Genomic DNA, 18,665 nt, shown 5'->3' with positions numbered 1-18,665 from the left:
ACCGCATGAGCGACACCACCGGAAACGGCCGCGACGGCTTCGAGGGCTGGGGCTTCGGCTCCCCGTCGTCGGGGCCGGCGGGCACGGCGCCGGGTTCCGCCGGGGCCGGCGCTGACGCCGTCACCGCCGTGAACCCCGTCGTCGGCGACGACGCCGACCACGGCGCGCACGAGGCGGACGACGCGACGTCGACGGCCTCCGGCGCGGCCGCCCCCTCCGGCGCCGCCCGGCAGCGCACCGGCGCCCGCACCGCGGGCCGCACCAGCGCGGGCACCGGCTCCCGCCGCCCCGCCCGGCCCGGCCCCGCCCGCCTGGAGATCCGCCGCATCGACCTCCTGTCCGTGCTGCGCATCTCCGCCGCCGTCAGCGTCATCTGGTTCCTCGTGTGGATGATCGCGCTGGCGATCCTCTACGCGGGCCTCCAGGCGATGGGCGTCTTCAGCAGCATCGGCGAGCTCATCGGCGGCTTCGAGGGCCTGACCTTCGGCACCGTCCTCGCCGGCGGAGCCGGACTGGGCCTCCTGTGGGCCGTCCTCGGCGTCCTGCTGTCCGTCGTCGCCGCCGCCATCTTCAACGCCTGCTCCGGCATCGCCGGCGGCATCGAGGTGGAGGTCGAGCGCAGCTGACCCGCGGCCCCGGGCCCGCCCCGGCCGGCCGCACCGCACGCCCCGCCCGCGCACGCACGCGCGGGCGGGGCGCCGCCGTCTCCGGGGGAGGGGAGCGTGCGACGGGTGGCGCCGCGCCGCCGGCGCAGCCCCGTCGCCGACGCCGCCGCGCATGCGGCGCGAAGGTGGCCAGGATGCCGTCGAAAAGCATGATGACCTGGGGATTTGGCGTTACCGTGGCGTGCGGGTTAAGTTATATCCCGGTTCACGGGCCTATAGCTCAGGCGGTTAGAGCGCTTCGCTGATAACGAAGAGGTCGGAGGTTCAAGTCCTCCTAGGCCCACCATGAACGGGCCCCGCGCCACCAGGGTTCCCTGGGGCGCGGGGTTTTCCGTATCCGGGGCGTTAGCTCAATTGGTAGAGCACCTGCTTTGCAAGCAGGAGGTCAGGGGTTCGATTCCCCTACGCTCCACGAGGCACGAAATCCCGGGTCGCATGCGCGGCCCGGGATTTCGGCGTTCGCGGGGGGAGATGCGTGACGACGGGTGTCGCGCCGCGGCGACGGCCCCCGCGCATGCGAAGGCCCCCTCCCGGTCGTCCGGGAGGGGGCCGTCGTCAGGTGCGGCAGGAGCCGTGCGCGGCGCGGGCCGCGCGGACCGCTACTTGGCGTTGCGGTTCGGCTTCTGGCCCGGGCGCGGCGCGGCGCCCGGCTTCGGGGCGTTGACCTTGCCCTGGTTGGCGACCTGGTTGGCGTTGGACTGCGCCTTCGCCTTGGCCTCGTCGGCCTTCTGCGCCGCCTTCTCCTTGGTGTTGGCGGCCTTCGCCTCGGCCTTGGCCTTGGTGCCGGCGGCCTTGTCCTCGGCCTGCTTCTTGGCGTCGTCGGCCTTGGCCTTCGCCTCGGCGGCCTTCTTCTCGGCCTCGTCGACGCCCTGCTTGGCCTTCGCCTCGGCCTCGTCGGCCTTCTTGTCCGTCTTGTCGGCGGCGTCGGCGGTCTTCTGGGCGGTCTCGCCGGCCTTGTCCTTGTTGGCGTCGATCTGCTCGCCGGCCTTCGCCTCGGCCTTGTCGATGCCGGCCTCGGCCTTCGCCTGGGCCTTCTCGGCGCCCTCGCCGGCCTTGGCGGCGGCGTCGGCGGTGGCGGCGCGGGCCTTGTCGGCGGCCTCGGAGACCTTGCCCTTGGCGGCGTCGGCGGCGCCCTCCGGGTCGTCGGCGACCTTCTGCGCGGTCTCCTTGACCTGGGCGGCGGCGGCCCTGGTCTTGTCGGCGGCGGCGGCGGCGGCCTCCTTCGCCTTGGCCGGGGCGTTTTCGACGGGGAGCTTGTCGTCCTTGCGGAGCTTCCACACGATGGCGGCGATGGCCGCGGCGACGACGGCGAAAATCAGGGTGCCGGTGGCGGCGCGGCCGGACTTCTCGCCCGACTCCTTCTTCTTGGCCTTCTTGGCGACCTTGGTGCGCTTCTTCGCGGCCTCCTTGCGGGCCTGCTCGGCGGCCTTGGCGGCCTGCTTGCGGGCCTTCTTGGCCTTCTTGCCGGCCTCCTTGCGCTTGGCGGCGCCGGTCTTCTTCAGCTGCTCGACGTCCTTGGCGGCGTTCTCCTGCAGCTCGGAGACCTTCTCCTGGATGTCGCCGGCGCGGGCCTGGAGGTCCTCGCGCAGGGAGCCGGAGGCGTCCTTGGCCTTCTCGCGGACCTCGGAGGTGCGCTCGTCGGCGAGCTTCTTGGCCTCCTGGAGGGTGTCGTAGATCTCGGCGGACTTCTTGTCCTTGTAATCGCTGTACGCGTCCCAGGCGGACTTGGCGCCCTTCAGCGCGCGCGTGAGCGGGATGGCCATATGTCTCTCTGCTCCTCGTGTCGTGTGCGTTTTCGCCTTACAGCCTATGTGTTCAGAGCGGATCGCGTTGTCCCCCGCGCCGAATCCCCGGTATCGTCGGCGGGGTGACTATGAAGACCGCCACCGCCACGCTGCACACGAACCACGGCGACATCGTGATCGACCTCTTCGGCAACCACGCGCCGAAGACCGTCGAGAACTTCATCGGCCTGGCCGATGGCTCCGCCGACTACACCACCGAGAACGCGTCGGGCACCAACGAGGGCCCGTTCTACGACAACGCGATCTTCCACCGCATCATCGCCGGCTTCATGATCCAGGGCGGCGACCCGACGGGCACCGGCACCGGCGGCCCGGGCTACATGTTCGACGACGAGATCCACCCGGAGCTCAAGTACGACCGCCCGTACCTGCTGGCCATGGCGAACGCCGGCAAGCGCGGCGGCCGCGGCACCAACGGCTCCCAGTTCTTCATCACCGTCGCGCCGACCCCGCACCTGTACGGCAACCACACCATCTTCGGCGAGGTCGTCGACGAGGAGTCCCGCAAGGTCGTCGACGCCATGTCCAAGGTCGCCACCGACCACTTCGACCGCCCGCTGGAGCCGGTCGTCATCACCTCCGTGGACATCGAGAAGGCCTAGCCTCCCCGCTCCTCCACGCCGCCGCGGGCGGCCCGGATTCGCGTCCGGGCCGCCCGCGGCTTTTTCGCGCCCGCAGGCGGGCGCGGCGGCCGGTGCGGGTGCGGGGTGCGCGCCGCGTCCGGGGTTGCGGGTTGCGGTCGCCCGCCGCCGCGCGTGACGACGCCCGCCGCCCCGGCTCCGTCGCCGCCGGCGCGGGCGCCGGGGGCGTTCCGGCACCGCCGTGTCCGGTGCCGGGGACTTCTCCGGCACCGTCCGGGGCCCCGCCGGAACGCGCCGAAACCCTCCTGAACCCTCGACGAACCCTCCCGTACCCTCAATGTCGGGTTCAGGGGTCCGGCGGGGGTGGAGTTGTCCAGGTATCCACACCCCTGTGGACAACCCGGAAACGAATGACAACCTGGTGATTCACTGCTCCGTGCACGGCTGGTCCACACGTTGTCCACCGCAGTGCACACGTATCCACGACGTCCACGGTTGTGCACATCGGGATCCACACTTGGGGATAATCCCAATCTTGTAATTCGAATGAGGGCCCGGATCTGGCCCGGATCGACCGGGTTGGGGCCGAAAACCCCCGGATCACGATGTTCGAACGAAGTTGTGCACAGGGTTATCCACGGGTTGTGGATAATGTGGACGCGAATTCCACCGCCGTCATCCACAACACTTGTCCACCGATGTGGATAACTCGGGGGACAACCGTTGACGGCTCATCGAGTTCCGGCCGCCGGATCGGCGACGGTGCACCACAATGCCTGTGGACAACTCGCCGACCCCGCTCGTCGCAACGCTCCGCAATGGCGTGGGAAACGGGGGTATTCGGAACACGTGTCCCACCCCCGCATGAGGGCATGAAAAAGCCCCGGTCAGGGGACCGGGGCGACTGGCGCGGGGCGCCGGGAGGGGGCGGCGTCAGCGCCAGCCCATCGTCATCAGCAGGCCGATGATGAACAGGCCGAAGCCGATGAGGTAGTTCCACGCGCCGAGCTCCACCATGAACGGGATCTGCGGGCCGGCGATGTAGTTGACCACCAGCCACAGCATGCCGACGATGATGAGGCCGAACATCAGGATCTTGTACCAGAGCGGCGTCGACGTCGTGTTGATCTTGACCGGGGTGCGGCTCACCGACGACGAGCTCGGCGCCTGCGCGGTGCTGCGGTTGACCTTTGCCTTGGGCATGTCCAGCCTCTCTTCCGGTCCTCGTCCGGTCCGACGGTTGATGGGGGTCGGCGCTCAATCTACCAGTAAGATTTCGCGGTATGCGCATCCTCGTCGTCGACAACTATGACAGCTTCGTCTTCAACCTGGTCCAGTACCTGGGCCAACTGGGCGAGGAGACCGTCGTCTGGCGCAACGACGACGAGCGCCTCTCGGACCCCGCCGCCGCCATCGCCGACTTCGACGCGGTCCTCGTCTCCCCGGGCCCCGGCGCACCCGCCGACGCCGGCCGCACCAAGGAAGTCATCGCCGCCGCCGCCGAGTCCCGCACCCCGCTGCTCGGCGTGTGCCTCGGCCACCAGGCCATCGGAGAGGTCTTCGGCGCCGACGTCGTCCGCGCCGGCGAGCTGCTCCACGGCAAGACCTCCCCGGTCCACCACGACGGCACCGGCGTCCTCCGCGGCCTGCCCTCCCCGTTCACCGTCACCCGCTACCACTCGCTGACGGTCGACGAGTCGACCCTGCCCGACGAGCTCGTCGCCGTCGGCCACACCGACTCCGGCATGCTCATGGCCATGCGCCACCGGGACCTGCCCATCCACGGCGTCCAGTTCCACCCCGAGTCCGTGCTCACCCGCTACGGCCACCGCATGCTGGCCAACTGGCTCGCCGACGCCGGAGCCGAGCACCCCGAGGAGCTGCTGGCGCGCCTGGAGGGCGAGCTCGCGGCCTACCACGACGCCTGGGAGGCCGTCGGCTGACGGCGCCCCGCCGCGCGGTCGCCGTCGTCACGCACGACGCGGGCGCGGGCCGGCGCGGGCGCGGGCCGGCGCGGGCGCGCACCGCACGGCGCGCACCCGCGCCACCCGATCGCGTGACGACGAACGGGGCGGCGCCGCACCCTCCGGGAGTGCGGCGCCGCCCCGTCGCATGCGGGCGGCCGGCCGGGCCTAGTTGATGAGGCCCAGCTCGTAGACCTCCAGCACGACCACGCCGTCGGTCGGCATCTCCGTGCCCGGCGCCGGCTGCTGCCCGGCGACGCGGCCCAGGTCATCCGGGACGATCGTGGAGATCGGGCGCTTCTCGACGCGGCCCGTGAAGCCCGCCGACCGCAGCTGCGACTCCGCCTCCGAGGCCGGGGCCCGCGTCAGATCCGGCATCCGCATCCGGTTGCCGCGCGAGACCTCCAGCTCCACCGTCGAGCCCTTCGGCTGCCGCGAGCCCTCCTGCGGGGAGGACAGCACGGTGCCGGCCGGCTCGATGGAGTCGACCTCGCGGACCTGGACGACGAAGCCCGCGGATTCGAGCGTCGCCCGCGCCGACTCCAGGGTCTGCCCGGACACGCGCGGCACCTCGACGCCCGAGGAGACCGTCAGCTTCGTGACCGTGCCCTTCGACACCTGCGACCCCGCGGCCGGGGACTGCTCGATGACGGAGCCCTGCGGCACCGAGTGCGACGGCTCCTCCGCCAGCACCGGATCGACCTCCAGGCCGGCGCGCTCCAGCGTGGCGCGCGCCTGCTCGGCGGCCATGTTCCGCACGTCCGGCACCTGCGTCAGCTCCGGGCCGGTGCTGACCAGCAGCTGCACCTGCGCGCCGTTCGGCAGCTGCGAGCCGATCGCCGGCTCCGTGCCGATGGCGTTGTTGCGGGCGATCTCCGGGTGCGGGCGGTCGACGCGGGTCACGGAGAACCCGGCGGCGACGAGGCGGCGCTCCGCCTCCTCCGCCGGCAGATCCACGATGTCCGGGATGGCGGTCATCTCCGACGTCGGCGCGGCGGGCCCGCCGCCGCTGCCGCCGGACAGGCGGTACAGCGCGAACGCGCCGCCGCCGAAGAGCAGCGCCAGCACCGCGACCAGCGCGATGATCCTCGGCGCGCGGCTGCGGCGGCGCTTCCTCGGCGCCCGCCGCGACGGGGCCTGCCGGTTGCGCCGGCGCGGCGCGGCGTCCGCGTCGTCGTACCCGTAGTCGTCGTAGCCGTCGTACCCGTCGTAGTCGTAGTCCCCGTAGTCGTCGCCGCCGGCGAAGTCAGCGCCGCGGGAGCGCGACGCCTGCCCGTACGCCGCGGTCGCCCCGGCGGGGGCGGCGAACGACGTCGTCGCCGCCTCGCCCTCGTCGAAGACGCCGTCGTGGTGGGCCGGCGGGATGTGCGCCGCCGCGGCCAGCGGCACCTCGCCGCGGGTCAGGCGCCGCAGATCGTCGGCCATCTCCCGGGCGGAGTCGTACCGCTCCGCCGGATCCTTCGCCAGGGCCGTCAGCGTCACCGCGTCGACCGCGGTGGCCTCCGCCGGCGACAGGCCGGGGATCTCCGTCGACGGCGACGGCGGCGGATCCTGCACGTGCTGGTACGCCACCGACAGCGGCGTCTCGCCGGAGAACGGCGGTTGCCCCGTCAGCGCCTCGTGCAGCACGCAGCCGATCGCGTAGATGTCCGAGCGGGCGTCGGCGTTCTTGCCGCGCGCCTGCTCCGGCGACAGGTACTGGGCCGTGCCGATCACGGCGGACGTCTGCGTCATCGTCGTCGTGTCCGACAGGGCGCGCGCGATGCCGAAGTCCATGACCTTCACCTGGCCGGTGTTGGTCAGCATGATGTTCGCCGGCTTGATGTCGCGGTGGATGATCCCCGCCTCGTGGGACGCCTCGAGGGCGTCGCACACGTCCGCCAGGATCGCCGCCGCCCGCGTCGGGGCGACGGAGCCGTCGCGGCGGATGATGTCGCGCAGCGTCTCGCCCTGCACGAGCTCCATGACGATGTACGGGACGGTGCCGCCCGCGTCCTCCATCTCGCCCGTGTCGTACACCGCCACGATCGACGGGTGGTTCAGCCGGGCGGCGTTCTGCGCCTCCCGCCGGAACCGCTCGAGGAAGCTGCGGTCGCGCGCCAGGTCGGCGCGCATCATCTTGACCGCGACGTCGCGGCCGAGCAGCTCGTCGGATGCGGCGTACACGTCCGCCATGCCGCCGATGCCGATCGCGTCGCCCAGGCGGTACCTGCCGCCGAGCAACGTGCCATGCCCGCTCATCGGGTCACCTCCGTCCAGGGGATCTGCGTCCAGGGGATGTCGTTCACGCCGGCGGCGCCGGAGGCCGTGCCCCCGATGCCCCGCAGCCACGCCTGCACCTGCTGGATCCACTCCTGAACCTGCCACCAGGCGGCGCCTCCGGCCTGCTGCAGCGCCACGCCGGCGATGGCCAGCAGCGCGATGATGATGACCACCACCAGCACCGACCACGCCAGGCAGCCGGCGCAGCAGCCGCCGGAGCGGGGTGCGGGCTCGCGGCGCGGCCGCCGGGCGGGCTCGTCGCGCCGGTCGCGCGCCGGCGGGCGCGCGCGGCGCGGGTCCGGCCCGGCCGGGCGGCCCGGGTATCCGGCGCCGGGTCGGTCGCCCCGCGCAGGCGCCGGCGGCGCCGACGGCGAGGCGGTGCGCCCCGCCGGGGTGCGCGTCATGCGGCCCAGCTCCCGGGTGCCCGGGTCGGCGGCGTCGGACTGGCGGTGCACCGCCGGCTTGGAGCCGCGCGGCTGCGGCGGGCGCCGGCCCATCCGCACCTGCTCGACCGCCAGCGCCAGCTCGCGGCCGTCGGCGTACCGGTCGCCCGGGTTCTTCCGCAGCATGATGCCGATGAGCTCGCGGACGTGCGGGTGCACGGTGCGCGGCAGCGGCGGCGGCGGATCGTTGAGGTGCTTCAGCGCGATGGCGACGGTGGAGTCGCCGCCGAACGGGCGGCGGCCGCACGTCATCTCGTAGGCCACGCAGCCCAGGGAGTAGATGTCGGTCGCCGGGTCGACGTCCCGGCCCGCCGCCTGCTCCGGCGACAGGTACTGGGCGGTGCCGACGACGAAGCCGGTGCGCGTCAGCGGCACCGCCTCGGCGGCCTTGGCGATGCCGAAGTCGGTGATCTTCACCAGGCCCTCCGGCGTCACCAGGAGGTTCGCCGGCTTGATGTCGCGGTGCACCAGGCCCGCCGCGTGGATGGCGGACAGGCCGTGGGCGGTCTGCAGCACGACGTCGACCGCCAGGTGCTCCGGCAGGTCGCCGCGGCGGCGCAGCACCTCGTCGAGGGCCTCGCCGCGGATGAACTCCATGATGATGAAGCAGAAGTCGCGGCCGCCCGCGGTGCCCTCGTTGTAGCGGTGGATCGTGACGACGTTGGGGCTGTCGACGGAGCGGGCGGCCGACGCCTCGTTGCGGAAGCGCTGCCGGAACTCCGGGTCGCCCGACAGCTCGGACTTCAGCACCTTCACGGCGACGGGCCGTCCGGACACGACGTCGTCGGCGAGCCAGACGGTCGCCATGCCGCCGCGGCCGATCACGCGGCTGACGCGGTACCGGTCGTCGGCGATCATCTCCTGGACGCCGGCGGCGTCCGCGGTGAGGTCACGGGTCATCGGGGATCACCGCCCCGAGGCGGCCACGGACTGCATGACCGCCCTGCCGACGGGCGCGGCGACGGAGCCGCCGGTCGCGGAGTTACCCTGGCCGCCGCCGTTCTCGACGACGACGGAGACGGCCACGTCGGCCTGCTCGTCGAACGCGATGTACCAGACGTGCGGGGCGAGCTCGCCGCGCACGGTGCCGTGCTCGGCGGTGCCGGTCTTCGACGCGATGCGGGAGCCGTTGCCGCCGGACCAGGACTCGGCCTTGCGCATGAGGCCGGTGAGCATCTCGGCGGTGTCCGGGTGGATGGCCTCCCGGATCTCGTCGGGCTCGAACTCGTCGAGGACGCGGAGGTCCTTGCCGACGACCTTGTCGACGATGTGCGGCGACATCATCTTGCCGTCGTTGGCGATGGTCGCGGCGATGACCGCGTTCTGCAGCGGCGTGAACATGACGTCGCGCTGGCCGATGGCGGTCTGGCCGAGCGCCGCGTCGTCCGGGATCTCGCTGATGGTCGACGGATCCTGCGGCGCCTTGATCTCCTCGAACGTCTCGCCGACGTTGAAGCGCTTGGCGACGTCGCGCAGCGCGTCGGCGCCGGTGTTGATGCCGAGCTCCACGAAGGCGGTGTTGCAGGAGCGGCGGAACGCCTCCTCCAGCGTCACCTGCCCGCCGCCGGCGCACGCCGAGCCGCCGTAGTTCTCCAGCGTCGTCGTGGTGTTCGGCAGCGTGATGGACGGGGCGCCGGTCACGGGGGTCGAGGGGTTGGCGCCCTTCTCGATCGCGGCGGCCGTCGTCAGCACCTTGAACGTGGAGCCGGGCGGCAGCGGGCGCTGCAGCGCGTGGTTGAGCAGCGGCGCGTCCGGGTCGGCGTTCAGCTGGGACCAGGTGTCCTGGTCGCCGGCGACGATGGGCCGCGGGTCGTACGACGGGGTCGACGCCATGGCGAGGATCTCGCCGGTCGACGGGCGCATCGCGACGACGGCGCCGACGTAGCCCTTGTCCGCCAGCTGGCGGTAGGCGGTGCGCTGCGCCTCCGGGTCGATGGTCAGCTCCAGGTCGGCGCCCTGGGCGCCCTTGCCGGTGAGCGTGTCCATGATGCGGGTCGTCGCCAGCGACGGGTCGGTGCCGTTGAGGATGCCGTTGCGGGACGACTCCAGGCCGGCCGCGCCGTACACGTCGGACAGGTAGCCGACGACGGGGCCGTACACCTCCGGCTCGTCGCCGTACTGGCGGACGTAGTAGTCGCCCTCGCCGCGCACGGAGTGGGCGAGCACGACGCCGCCGGTGGAGATCTGGCCGCGCGGGCGCGACTTCTCCTCCATGAACTGGCGGTTGTTGAGCGGGTTCTCCGCGTACTCCTCCCGCTGGAACACCTGCACCCACGTCAGGTTGGCCAGCAGGATCACGATGAGGACGAGCGCGAACATCGCCGCGCGGCGGATCGAGCGGTTCATCGGGCGGTCACCTCCCCGTGGTCGGGGGCCGGCACCCCGGGCGCCGGGGTCTCCCACGGCGTGCGCGCCAGGTTGGAGACGCGCAGCAGGATGGCCAGCAGGATGTAGTTGGCCAGCAGCGAGGAGCCGCCGGCGGACATGAACGGCGTCGTCAGGCCCGTCATCGGCATGAGCTTCGAGATGCCGCCGACGACGACGAAGATCTGGATGGCCAGGGTCATGGCCAGGCCGGCGGCCAGCAGCTTGCCGAAGCTGTCGCGCACCTGCAGGCCCGCGGTCATGCCGCGGGAGACGAGGACGGCGAACAGCAGCAGCACGGCGGCGAGGCCGACGAAGCCGAGCTCCTCGCCGACGGCGGCGAGGATGAAGTCGGAGTGCGCGACCGGCACGTTCTGCGGGTAGCCGGCGCCGAGGCCGGTGCCCGTCAGGCCGCCCCAGCTCATGCCGAACAGCGCCTGGGACAGCTGGTAGCCGCCCGAGTCGTAGTGGCCGATCGGGTCGACGAAGTTGGTGACGCGGTCCTGGATCTTCGCGGACACCTGGTAGACGGCGACGCCGCCGAGGGCGACGAGGCCGAAGCCGATGAGCAGCCAGGAGGCGCGGGACGTCGCGATGAACAGCATCGCGAGCACGGTGCCGAACAGCAGCAGCGCCGGACCGAAGTCGTTCTGCGCCGCCATGATGAGCAGCGCGATGAACCACACCACGAGGATGGGGCCCAGGTCGCGCAGGCGCGGTAAGTCGAGGCCGAGGACCCGCTTGCCCGCCACGTTGAACAGGGAGCGCTTGTTGACCAGGAGCTGCGCGAAGAAGATCAGCAGCAGCACCTTCGCGAACTCGCCCGGCTGGACGGAGAACGGGCCGATGGAGATCCAGATGCGGGCGTCGGCGTTGATGGACGACGGCCACACCAGCGGCAGCGCCAGCAGGAACAGGCCCAGCAGGCCCAGCAGGTAGGCGTAGCGGGTCAGGGAGCGGTGGTCGCGCAGCAGCGAGATCACCGCGATGAACATGACGACGCCGAGGACGGTCCACATCACCTGGTTGCGCACCAGGGACGTGTCGTTCGCGACGTCGAGGCGGTGGATGACCACCAGCCCCAGGCCGTTGAGCGCGGCGACGACGGGCAGCATCACCTGGTCCGCCCACGGCGCCATGAAGCGCAGCACCAGGTGGGCGGAGCCGAAGACGGCGATGAAGCCGCCCAGGATCCACAGCGTGTCGGTCGTCGTCGCGGTGCCCTGGCCCATCTGCATGGTCACCAGGGCCAGCAGCGTGATGACGCCGGCCAGCAGCAGGAGCAGCAGCTCCCGCGTGCGGGCCGGCCGCTTCACGGCGGCGTCGGTCGTGCGGCTCATCGGGTCACCTCCCTGCAGTCGATTCCGGGCCGGGAGCCCGCGGGCGCGGCCTTCCCGTCCGCCTCCCCTCCGGCGGCGGCGTCGTTCGTCTCGGATGCGGCGGAGGAGCCCTCCGCCGCGCCGTCCCCGCCGGCGGGATCGCCCCCGCCGCCGCGGGCGGCGTCGCCCTCCGTCGTCAGGCACACCGGCAGCGCCTGCGCGGCGAGCCGGTTGACCTGCGCGACGACCTCGTCGTACGACTCGGCGGGCAGCCCGTCGAGGGAGCTGCGCGCGGCGTCGGTGAGGTCGGAGGCGCGCATCAGATGGCAGTCCGCCTGCTCCGGGGTCGTCGACTCCGTGAGCAGCCGGGCGGTGCCGTCGTCCTGCAGGCACACGTACTGGAAGTGCTCGTTGACCTCGATGCCGGCGAAGCTGCCGGGCACGCCGGAGCGGATTTCCACCAGCTGCTCGGAGGTGGCGGTGACGTCGACGTAGTAGAGGTTCTGCAGCCGCTGCCAGCCCCAGGCCGCGACGCCCGCGAGGGCGATGACGACGAGGGCCACGAACGCGACGACCAGCCACCGGCCCTTCGCCGGGGACTGGTCGGTCCCGGGAGCGGACGTCACCGCCCGCTCCTGTTCGGCGGGCGGGTTGAACGCCGCCGCCCGCCCGGCCGACGTGTTCGGCCGCGGGGCCTCCACGTTCGGGTCGCCGAGCGCGCCGGCGAGCGACGGCTGCGACGGCACCTGCGCCGAGGAGTCGACGACGTCGGCGACGACGATCGTGACGTTGTCGGGGCCGCCCGACTTCAGCGCCAGGTCGATGAGGCGGCGGGCCGCCTGCTCGGGGGTGCCCTCGGCCAGCGTCTCCGCGATGGTCTCGCGCGACACCGGGTCCGACAGGCCGTCGGAGCACAGCAGGTACCGGTCGCCCAGGCGGGCCTCCCGGTACTTCAGCGTCGGCTCCACCGGCCGGCCGGTCAGGGCCTTGAGGATGAGGGAGCGCTGCGGGTGCACGCTCGCCTCGTCCGCCGTGATCGTCCCCTCGTCGACCAGCGTCTGCACGTACGTGTCGTCGCGGGTGATCTGGGTCAGCTCGCCGTCGCGCAGCAGGTAGCCGCGGGAGTCGCCGACGTGGCACAGGCCGACGCGGGCGCCGTCGAACAGCAGCGCGGTCAGGGTGGTGCCCATGCCGGCGGTCGACGGGTTCGCGTCGACCTCCTCGGCGATGGACGCGTTGCCCTCGGCCGTCGCCATCGCCAGGGCGTCGAGCAGGTCGTCGCCCGGCTCGTCGTCGTCGAGCTTCGACACGGCGGCGATCATCAGCTGCGAGGCGACCTCGCCCGCGGCGTGGCCGCCCATGCCGTCGGCGAGCGCCAGCAGGCGCTGCCCGGCGTACGCCGAGTCCTCGTTGTTCTGCCGGACCAGCCCCCGGTCGGAGGCGGTCACGTAATCGAGTGCGAAAGTCACGGCTGCAACCTCAGGGTCGTGCGTCCGATGCGGATCTCCATGCCCGGCTCGAGCTTCTCCGGCTGGTCCACGCGCTGGCCGTTGAGGAACGTGCCGTTGCGGGAGTCCAGATCCTCCAGGTACCAGTGCCCGTCACGCGGCAGCATGCGCGCGTGGTGGGCGGAGGCGTAGTCGTCGTTGAGGACGAAGGCGGAGTCGTCGGCGCGGCCGATGGTGATCTCGCGCTGGTTGTTCAGGTTCATGCGGGAACCGGCGAGCGGCCCGGCCGTCACCAGCAGCTGCTGCGGCGTCTGGGAGCGCTGGAAGGGGCGGCCGCGGTTCTGGGCCGGGGCGGCGGCGCGCACCGGGCGCAGGCCGGCGGCCGTGTTCGCGTCGGCGCGCAGGGCGCGCAGGGTCATCCAGATGAAGAACCACAGCAGCACCAGCAGCGCGATGCGCGACAAGAGGAAGACGATCGCCTCCATGTCGGGGGTACCTCCTTAACGCTGGACCGGCGCCGGGTTCGCGGCGGCGGCAGCCGGGCGGTCGTGACGGTCGGTTGCTTTGTCCAGGGATCACAATACGCGGCGGGCCGACGGGTCCGTGACCCGTCGGCCCGATGGAACGGCCGCGCGCGACGCCCCGCGCCGGGCGGATCAGCCCTGGCGGAACTCCATGACGGAGTGGCCCATGGAGATGACGTCGCCGTCGGCGAGCAGCCAGCTCTCCACGGGGGTGTCGTTGACGAGGGTGCCGTTCGTCGACCGCAGGTCCGTCAGCGTCGCCTCGCGGCCGTCCCACGTGATCTCCGCGTGCTGGCGGGAGACGCCGGTGTCCGGCAGGCGGAAGTCGGAGGCGGTGCCGCGGCCGATGATGTTCGAGCCGGGGCGGATGTCGAACGTGCGGCTGGAGCCGTCCTGCAGCAGCAGCCGCGCCGACGCCGAGGGCTCGGGGTCGATGCGCTGCGGGGTCGGGGAGGACTGGGGCGCCAGCTCGGTCGGGGCGTCGGGGGAGGGGGAGCCGTCGGCGGCGCCGTCCCGCTCGTCGCCGTACTCCGCGGAGGGGGCGCCGAACCCGGAGGCGGCCGCACCGGCCGCGCCCGCGCCCGCGGCGGCTCCCGCGCCGAAGCCGGAGCCGAAGCCGTTGCCCGAGCCCCAGCCCGAATCGGAGCCCGAGCCCGACCCGTCGCCGGAGCCCCACCCGGAGGCGGGGTCGTCGGCCGGCGGCTCGACCTCGACGGACTGCGTGCCGCGCGCGTCACCGGAGCCGGCGCCCGCGCCCGAGCCCGAATCCGCGCCGGAACCCGAATCCGGGCCCGTCACCGGGTTCCCGCCGGCCGGGGTGACGGGGGAGCGGCCGTCGCGGCCGTCGCCCTCGCCCTCGCCGACGAAGCCGGAGAGGTCGCGGAAGCCCTCGACGAAGGAGGACGCGGTCTTCAGCTGCCCGGTGTGCAGGGACTCGACGAGCTCGAGGCGCACGGACACGGCGCCGGAGAGCGACCAGCCGTTGTTGCGGCAGTAGCGGCTCATGCGGTTGGCGAGCTCGTGGGGCAGGTTGGGCTCGGTCTCGCGGAGGTTGGCGAAGTCCTTGCGGCTGACGCCGATGCGGAAGTCGTTCGGCGCGAGGGAGCGGCCGTCGACGTCCTGCATGAGGAAGTCGTCGATCTCCTGCTTGAGGCACTCCTCCAGCTCGTTGGGGACGACCATGCCCCCGAAGACGCGGGCGAAGCCGTTGTCCAGCCCGCGCTGCAGCGAGCTGTCCAGCTTGCGGATGCGTCCGAGGAAGTCCATGTCCTGATCCACCCTGTCGTTCGTTCTCGTCGGATCGGACGGCGGTGGGCCCGCGTCCGGCGTGCGCGCCCCAGTATAAATGCGGGTCGACGGGGCTCCGCACGCCTTCCGCGGGCGCGCGGCGCGCGTCGTGCTCGGGGATGCGGTGCGCGGGTGGTTGACGCGGTGCTTTGCGACGTGCCGATCCTCGGGTTGACCAGGCGATTTGACGGTGATGACGAGCAACGTGTTAATGTATGCGAGTCCCCACGGGCGAGTGGCGGAATGGCAGACGCGCTGGCTTCAGGTGCCAGTGTCCTTCGGGACGTGGGGGTTCAAGTCCCCCTTCGCCCACAGAGAGCGGTTCTATGAACTGCAAGGCCGGAGGTTACGAACTCGAAAAGGGTTCGTGACCTCCGGTTTTTTCGTGTCTGAAGGTGTGCTCGTCGTCGGCCGACGTGTTTTGGGACTTACGAACTCCAGTCCCGCAAACTGCCGGGCGACCCACCTCGCAGTCGCAGCCTCGGAGCAATCGACCAGGCACAATGGAGCTGATCGATGTACATCCGGTGGGAGTGGTCCTCATGTCAGAGCCTGAGTCTGTGAAAATGGCGTTCGGCGAGTCGCTGGAATTGCTCATGACGGGCCTTGCCGATGTCGACAAGCAACTCGCCGCGGACAAGCGATCCAACCCAGAAGACCAGCTGAAAGTGCCCGTCAGCACGTTCCTCAACCAAGCTGCGCGTGCCTTCAGTCGCAAGATCACCGTGATGATGGAGCACCGTCAGGTTTCCGGGGACGTCGTCGAAGGCGTGAGGTTGGACATGGCCGTCAAGGGCGGCCGCGGCCAGCTTCTGGGCCACGTCGAATTGAAGGCACCGGGAAAGAGCGCCAATCCCTACCGCAAAGCTGGCTGGTCCAAACATGACCGAGCCCAGTGGGAAAAGCTGTCCAACCACCCAAACCTGATCTACACCAACGGCTGGGAGTGGACGCTGTTGCGCACCGGCGCCGGAGCTCCATTGGCACACGTGGTTCTAAACCCGGATGCGACGGGGGCCGCGTTGGCCGACCAAGTGGCCCAGATGGAGGACCTGTTTTCCCAGTTCGTGTCGTGGAAACCATTGGCACCTTCGACTCCGAAGGTTCTGGCCGACCAGTTGGCCCCGCTGACGGCGTTTCTGCGCGACACTGTTCTCGACGCCCTCGAAACGACGCCCGAAAGCAAGACCGGCCTGCCCAGTCTTTACAACCGGTGGCAGGAAATCCTCATTCCGGGGGCAACCGTGAAGGACTTCGCGGACAGTTTCGCCCAAACCTTCACCTACGCCCTCCTTCTCGCCCGCATCGAGTCCGACCGGCCCGCCGATGAATTCACGGCGTCCGCTGTGACAAACGCTCTGCTGAAAAACGGGCACAAGCTCATCGGCTCAGTGCTGGAAATGATGTCGCAGAAGTCTTACCGCGAGCCAGTCGAGGGGCCGGTGGGGCTTCTCGAGACGACTATCGGCGCCGTCGACCCCGACAAGCTCGCCGCGAAGTCGGACCCCTGGCTGTACTTCTACGAGGATTTCCTCGCCACCTATGACCCCAAGATGCGCAACGACGCCGGTGTCTACTACACGCCGGTGGAAGTCGTCCGCTTCCAGGTGAGGTTGCTTGACGAAATCCTGCGAACCCGTTTTGGCCGTCAACGCGGGCTCGGTGCCGATGACATTCAGCTCCTCGATCCGGCGGTCGGCACGGGTGCGTACCCGCTGGCCGTGGCCGAACATGTTCTGCGGGATTCCCCGGTCCCGGTCGATGACGCCAGGAGCCTGGCACGGCGGATGTTCGCGTTCGAGCTCCTGGTTGGGCCGTATTCGGTCGCCCATTTGCGGTTGACGCAGATGTTGGAGCAAACCGGCGCGGAGTTGGGCACCGACGGAGTTCAGGTGTTCTTGACGAACACCCTCACCGACGCAGGTGACATCGCAGGCGCCAACCAGCAGATATCCCTCTGGGAGATCGAGCAGAACCTCAACGAGGAAACCCGCAGGGCGGGCCTGGTGAAGAAGGCTGATACGCAAATCCGGGTGATCCTTGGTAACCCGCCATACGATCGCGGTTCGCGCCAAAAGACCCTCGGTGTCGGCTCGGAGCGGTTTCCCAACGTCATTCTCGAAGAGGTCAACCGCCGCGCTCCGCTGCTCGACGACTTCATCAAGCCACTCAGAGCGATCGGCGCGGGTGGGCAGGCAAAGAACCTGTACAACAGCTACGTTTACTTCATTCGCTGGGCGATCTGGAAGGCATGTGAACAACACCGGGATGAAGCCGGTGTCGTCTCGTTTATCACCTCGTCGTCGTACCTTCGTGGACCGGGGTTCGCCGGCATGCGGGAGTACATGCGCCGCATGTTCGATGAACTGTGGATCGTCGACCTCGGTGGGGAGGGGCGCGGGGCGAGGAAGGAGGAGAACGTCTTCGCGATCCAGACCCCGGTGGCGATCTTTTTCGGGATTCAGTGGGAGAAGACGCGCACGGGGTCGGTGAAGAAGCACAGTGATCGCATCAGGTCGAAGGCGGCTGTCCACTATCTGCGCGTGGAGGGCACCCGGGAGGAAAAGCTCGCCGCGTTGTCTGCGGTCACCGAGCCGAAGGATGACTCCGATTGGGTGCGACTGGAGTCCGATGACTGGCATGGGAAGTTCGTGCCGGATACGGCGGCGTCGATGACTGCGTTCGCGCCGCTGGACTGGGTATTCCCGTGGTCCCACTCGGGAGTTCAGTTCAAACGCAAGTGGCCGATTGGTACCAGCAAGGCTGCTTTGGAGCGCCGTTGGAGTGAACTGGAGGCCGATGAACCCAGTCGTAGAGCAAACTTCCGCGAGACCGGCCAGAAGAAGCTCAGCAACCCTGGTCTTCATTTGGTCCGGGTAACATCCCTGCCAGCGCTTGCCGAGAATATCTCTGCTGTCGAGCCAGTGCCGTACGGCTATCGAAGTTTCGACAGGCAGTACGCTTTCCCTGACAGCAGGCTCTGCGATCGCCCCCGCCCGCAACTGTGGGATGCGTTTAGCGACCGTCAGGTCTATTTTGCGACCCTCACGTCCACCAGCATGAGCGCGGGACCGGCATTGACCGTCAGCCCCTATGTTCCCGATCTTCATTTCTTCCGGGGTTCTTTTGGGGCGAAGAGCGTCCATCCTCTGTATCGGACCGACGGTTCAGATGCACCGAACGTCTCCTCAGTTCTCCTCTGCGCTCTTGCCGAGACCTACGGGCGGTCGGTGGGGGCCGAGGACGTCGCATCGTATGTGTTCGGGCTGCTTGGTACGGGGGCCTATACGGCCAAGTTCGCCGATGAACTTGCCGAGTCGCCCGCCCGTGTCCCGTTTACCAGCGATTTTGCACTTTTTCAGGAGGTGCGGGACTTTGGCAGACGCCTTGTCTTCGAGCAGACGTGGGGTGAGCGCTTCGGCGAGTTGAACGAGTTCGGTCAGCCCGTCGGCCAGCGATTCCGGGGACGAGCACGCGTCAATCAGCCGACATCGACCGGCGAGTACCCCGACGAGTGGGCCTACGACGCCGAAGCCCACGCGCTGCACATCGGTGGCAGCGGCATCATCTCCAGTGTCGCCCCGGAGGTGATGGCCTACAACGTGTCCGGGATGAACGTGGTGGCATCGTGGTTGGGGTACCGGATGAAGACGCCGGCGGGTAAGTCGTCGTCTCCGTTGGATCAGATTCAGGCAGAAAGCTGGGAGTTCGACCGCGAACTGCTGGAGCTTTTGTGGCAGGTTGAGTTCTTCCTCGCCGCCGAAACCGACGGTGCGCGGCTTCTCGATCGCGTCGTCACCGGTGACCTGGTCGCGGTGGAGTGCATGGGCCCGCCGCCGGCGAATGAGGTCAAGGCACCCCCGAAAGCCTCACGCGGACAAACCAAGATGGCGTAATAGGCCTTCGATCATGGCTTTCACTGGCCGAGAATTCACCATGTGATGGCTGCGCACGGCGAATCCCGTGGGTGAAATTCCCCTTATGTAGTCCACTGGAGTCCACT

Annotated in this window: 13 protein-coding genes and 3 tRNA genes; 7 read left to right on the top strand and 9 right to left on the bottom strand. The window is 70.2% G+C overall.

The window, feature by feature from the left end:
- Positions 1-5 precede the first annotated feature (5 nt).
- From QQS41_RS06745 to QQS41_RS06735, 3 genes are all read left to right on the top strand, one after another.
- A complete protein-coding gene (locus QQS41_RS06745) occupies positions 6-626 on the top strand; it encodes a DUF3566 domain-containing protein (protein ID WP_448851865.1) in 621 nt (206 codons plus the stop codon).
- A 248-nt stretch (positions 627-874) separates the two neighbouring features.
- Positions 875-951, top strand: a tRNA-Ile gene (locus QQS41_RS06740).
- Positions 952-1,004: 53 nt separating this feature from the next.
- Positions 1,005-1,077 (top strand) — tRNA-Ala (locus QQS41_RS06735).
- A gap of 187 nt (positions 1,078-1,264) precedes the next feature.
- On the opposite strand, the gene QQS41_RS06730 is transcribed toward QQS41_RS06735, so the two are convergent.
- On the bottom strand, positions 1,265-2,428 hold the full coding sequence (locus QQS41_RS06730) for a hypothetical protein (protein ID WP_448851864.1): 1,164 nt from the start codon (positions 2,426-2,428) through the stop codon (positions 1,265-1,267).
- A 110-nt stretch (positions 2,429-2,538) separates the two neighbouring features.
- Here QQS41_RS06730 and QQS41_RS06725 point away from each other — a divergent pair, with 110 nt between their 5' ends.
- Entirely contained in the window at positions 2,539-3,072 is a 534-nt protein-coding gene (locus tag QQS41_RS06725) for a peptidylprolyl isomerase (protein ID WP_448851998.1), read from the top strand.
- A 912-nt stretch (positions 3,073-3,984) separates the two neighbouring features.
- Here the strand turns inward: QQS41_RS06725 and crgA are convergent.
- Positions 3,985-4,254: a cell division protein CrgA gene (crgA, locus tag QQS41_RS06720; protein ID WP_448851863.1), complete on the bottom strand. Its 270-nt coding sequence runs from the start codon at positions 4,252-4,254 to the stop codon at positions 3,985-3,987.
- An 80-nt stretch (positions 4,255-4,334) separates the two neighbouring features.
- Between crgA and QQS41_RS06715 the strand changes: the two genes are divergently transcribed.
- A complete protein-coding gene (locus QQS41_RS06715; protein WP_448851862.1) occupies positions 4,335-4,994 on the top strand; it encodes an aminodeoxychorismate/anthranilate synthase component II in 660 nt (219 codons plus the stop codon).
- 189 nt (positions 4,995-5,183) lie between these two features.
- Here the strand turns inward: QQS41_RS06715 and pknB are convergent, their stop codons facing one another.
- The 7 genes from pknB to QQS41_RS06680 form a co-directional block, all read right to left on the bottom strand.
- The gene (gene pknB / locus QQS41_RS06710; protein WP_448851861.1) at positions 5,184-7,256 is read right to left on the bottom strand and encodes a Stk1 family PASTA domain-containing Ser/Thr kinase; all 2,073 of its coding nucleotides are present in this window, start codon (positions 7,254-7,256) and stop codon (positions 5,184-5,186) included.
- On the bottom strand, positions 7,253-8,620 hold the full coding sequence (locus QQS41_RS06705; RefSeq protein ID WP_448851860.1) for a serine/threonine-protein kinase: 1,368 nt from the start codon (positions 8,618-8,620) through the stop codon (positions 7,253-7,255). The genes pknB and QQS41_RS06705 overlap by 4 nt, the downstream gene beginning before the upstream one ends.
- 6 nt (positions 8,621-8,626) lie before the next feature.
- Complete coding sequence (locus QQS41_RS06700) at positions 8,627-10,066, bottom strand: peptidoglycan D,D-transpeptidase FtsI family protein (protein WP_448851859.1); 1,440 nt, start codon at positions 10,064-10,066, stop codon at positions 8,627-8,629.
- Positions 10,063-11,424, bottom strand: coding sequence for an FtsW/RodA/SpoVE family cell cycle protein (locus tag QQS41_RS06695; protein ID WP_448851858.1), 1,362 nt, complete (start codon positions 11,422-11,424; stop codon positions 10,063-10,065). Before QQS41_RS06695 ends, QQS41_RS06700 begins: the two co-directional genes overlap by 4 nt.
- A complete protein-coding gene (locus QQS41_RS06690) occupies positions 11,421-12,872 on the bottom strand; it encodes a PP2C family protein-serine/threonine phosphatase (RefSeq protein WP_448851857.1) in 1,452 nt (483 codons plus the stop codon). The genes QQS41_RS06695 and QQS41_RS06690 overlap by 4 nt, the downstream gene beginning before the upstream one ends.
- Entirely contained in the window at positions 12,869-13,336 is a 468-nt protein-coding gene (locus QQS41_RS06685) for an FHA domain-containing protein FhaB/FipA (protein ID WP_448851856.1), read from the bottom strand. Before QQS41_RS06685 ends, QQS41_RS06690 begins: the two co-directional genes overlap by 4 nt.
- Positions 13,337-13,507: 171 nt before the next feature.
- Positions 13,508-14,641: a DUF3662 and FHA domain-containing protein gene (locus tag QQS41_RS06680; RefSeq protein ID WP_448851855.1), complete on the bottom strand. Its 1,134-nt coding sequence runs from the start codon at positions 14,639-14,641 to the stop codon at positions 13,508-13,510.
- Between the two features lie 250 nt (positions 14,642-14,891).
- Between QQS41_RS06680 and QQS41_RS06675 the strand changes: the two genes are divergently transcribed.
- Together QQS41_RS06675 and QQS41_RS06670 are read left to right on the top strand one after the other, a co-directional pair.
- Positions 14,892-14,974: transfer RNA gene (locus QQS41_RS06675), tRNA-Leu, on the top strand.
- A gap of 191 nt (positions 14,975-15,165) precedes the next feature.
- Positions 15,166-18,558: a type ISP restriction/modification enzyme gene (locus tag QQS41_RS06670; RefSeq protein WP_448851854.1), complete on the top strand. Its 3,393-nt coding sequence runs from the start codon at positions 15,166-15,168 to the stop codon at positions 18,556-18,558.
- Positions 18,559-18,665: the final 107 nt, after the last annotated feature.

It is taken from the genome of Corynebacterium sp. 335C, from assembly GCF_053525695.1.
Note: the sequence above shows the minus strand (reverse complement) of the source record. Positions and strands in the feature narration are given on the sequence as shown.

What these genes read in the sequence shown, in the direction of transcription:
- QQS41_RS06745 (WP_448851865.1), top strand. Translation starts at nt 6, where the DNA reads ATGAGCGACACCACCGGAAACGGCCGCGACGGCTTCGAGGGCTGGGGC.
- QQS41_RS06730 (WP_448851864.1), bottom strand. Translation starts at nt 2,428, where the DNA reads ATGGCCATCCCGCTCACGCGCGCGCTGAAGGGCGCCAAGTCCGCCTGG.
- QQS41_RS06725 (WP_448851998.1), top strand. Translation starts at nt 2,539, where the DNA reads ATGAAGACCGCCACCGCCACGCTGCACACGAACCACGGCGACATCGTG.
- crgA (WP_448851863.1), bottom strand. Translation starts at nt 4,254, where the DNA reads ATGCCCAAGGCAAAGGTCAACCGCAGCACCGCGCAGGCGCCGAGCTCG.
- QQS41_RS06715 (WP_448851862.1), top strand. Translation starts at nt 4,335, where the DNA reads ATGCGCATCCTCGTCGTCGACAACTATGACAGCTTCGTCTTCAACCTG.
- pknB (WP_448851861.1), bottom strand. Translation starts at nt 7,256, where the DNA reads ATGAGCGGGCATGGCACGTTGCTCGGCGGCAGGTACCGCCTGGGCGAC.
- QQS41_RS06705 (WP_448851860.1), bottom strand. Translation starts at nt 8,620, where the DNA reads ATGACCCGTGACCTCACCGCGGACGCCGCCGGCGTCCAGGAGATGATC.
- QQS41_RS06700 (WP_448851859.1), bottom strand. Translation starts at nt 10,066, where the DNA reads ATGAACCGCTCGATCCGCCGCGCGGCGATGTTCGCGCTCGTCCTCATC.
- QQS41_RS06695 (WP_448851858.1), bottom strand. Translation starts at nt 11,424, where the DNA reads ATGAGCCGCACGACCGACGCCGCCGTGAAGCGGCCGGCCCGCACGCGG.
- QQS41_RS06685 (WP_448851856.1), bottom strand. Translation starts at nt 13,336, where the DNA reads ATGGAGGCGATCGTCTTCCTCTTGTCGCGCATCGCGCTGCTGGTGCTG.
- QQS41_RS06680 (WP_448851855.1), bottom strand. Translation starts at nt 14,641, where the DNA reads ATGGACTTCCTCGGACGCATCCGCAAGCTGGACAGCTCGCTGCAGCGC.
- QQS41_RS06670 (WP_448851854.1), top strand. Translation starts at nt 15,166, where the DNA reads ATGGAGCTGATCGATGTACATCCGGTGGGAGTGGTCCTCATGTCAGAG.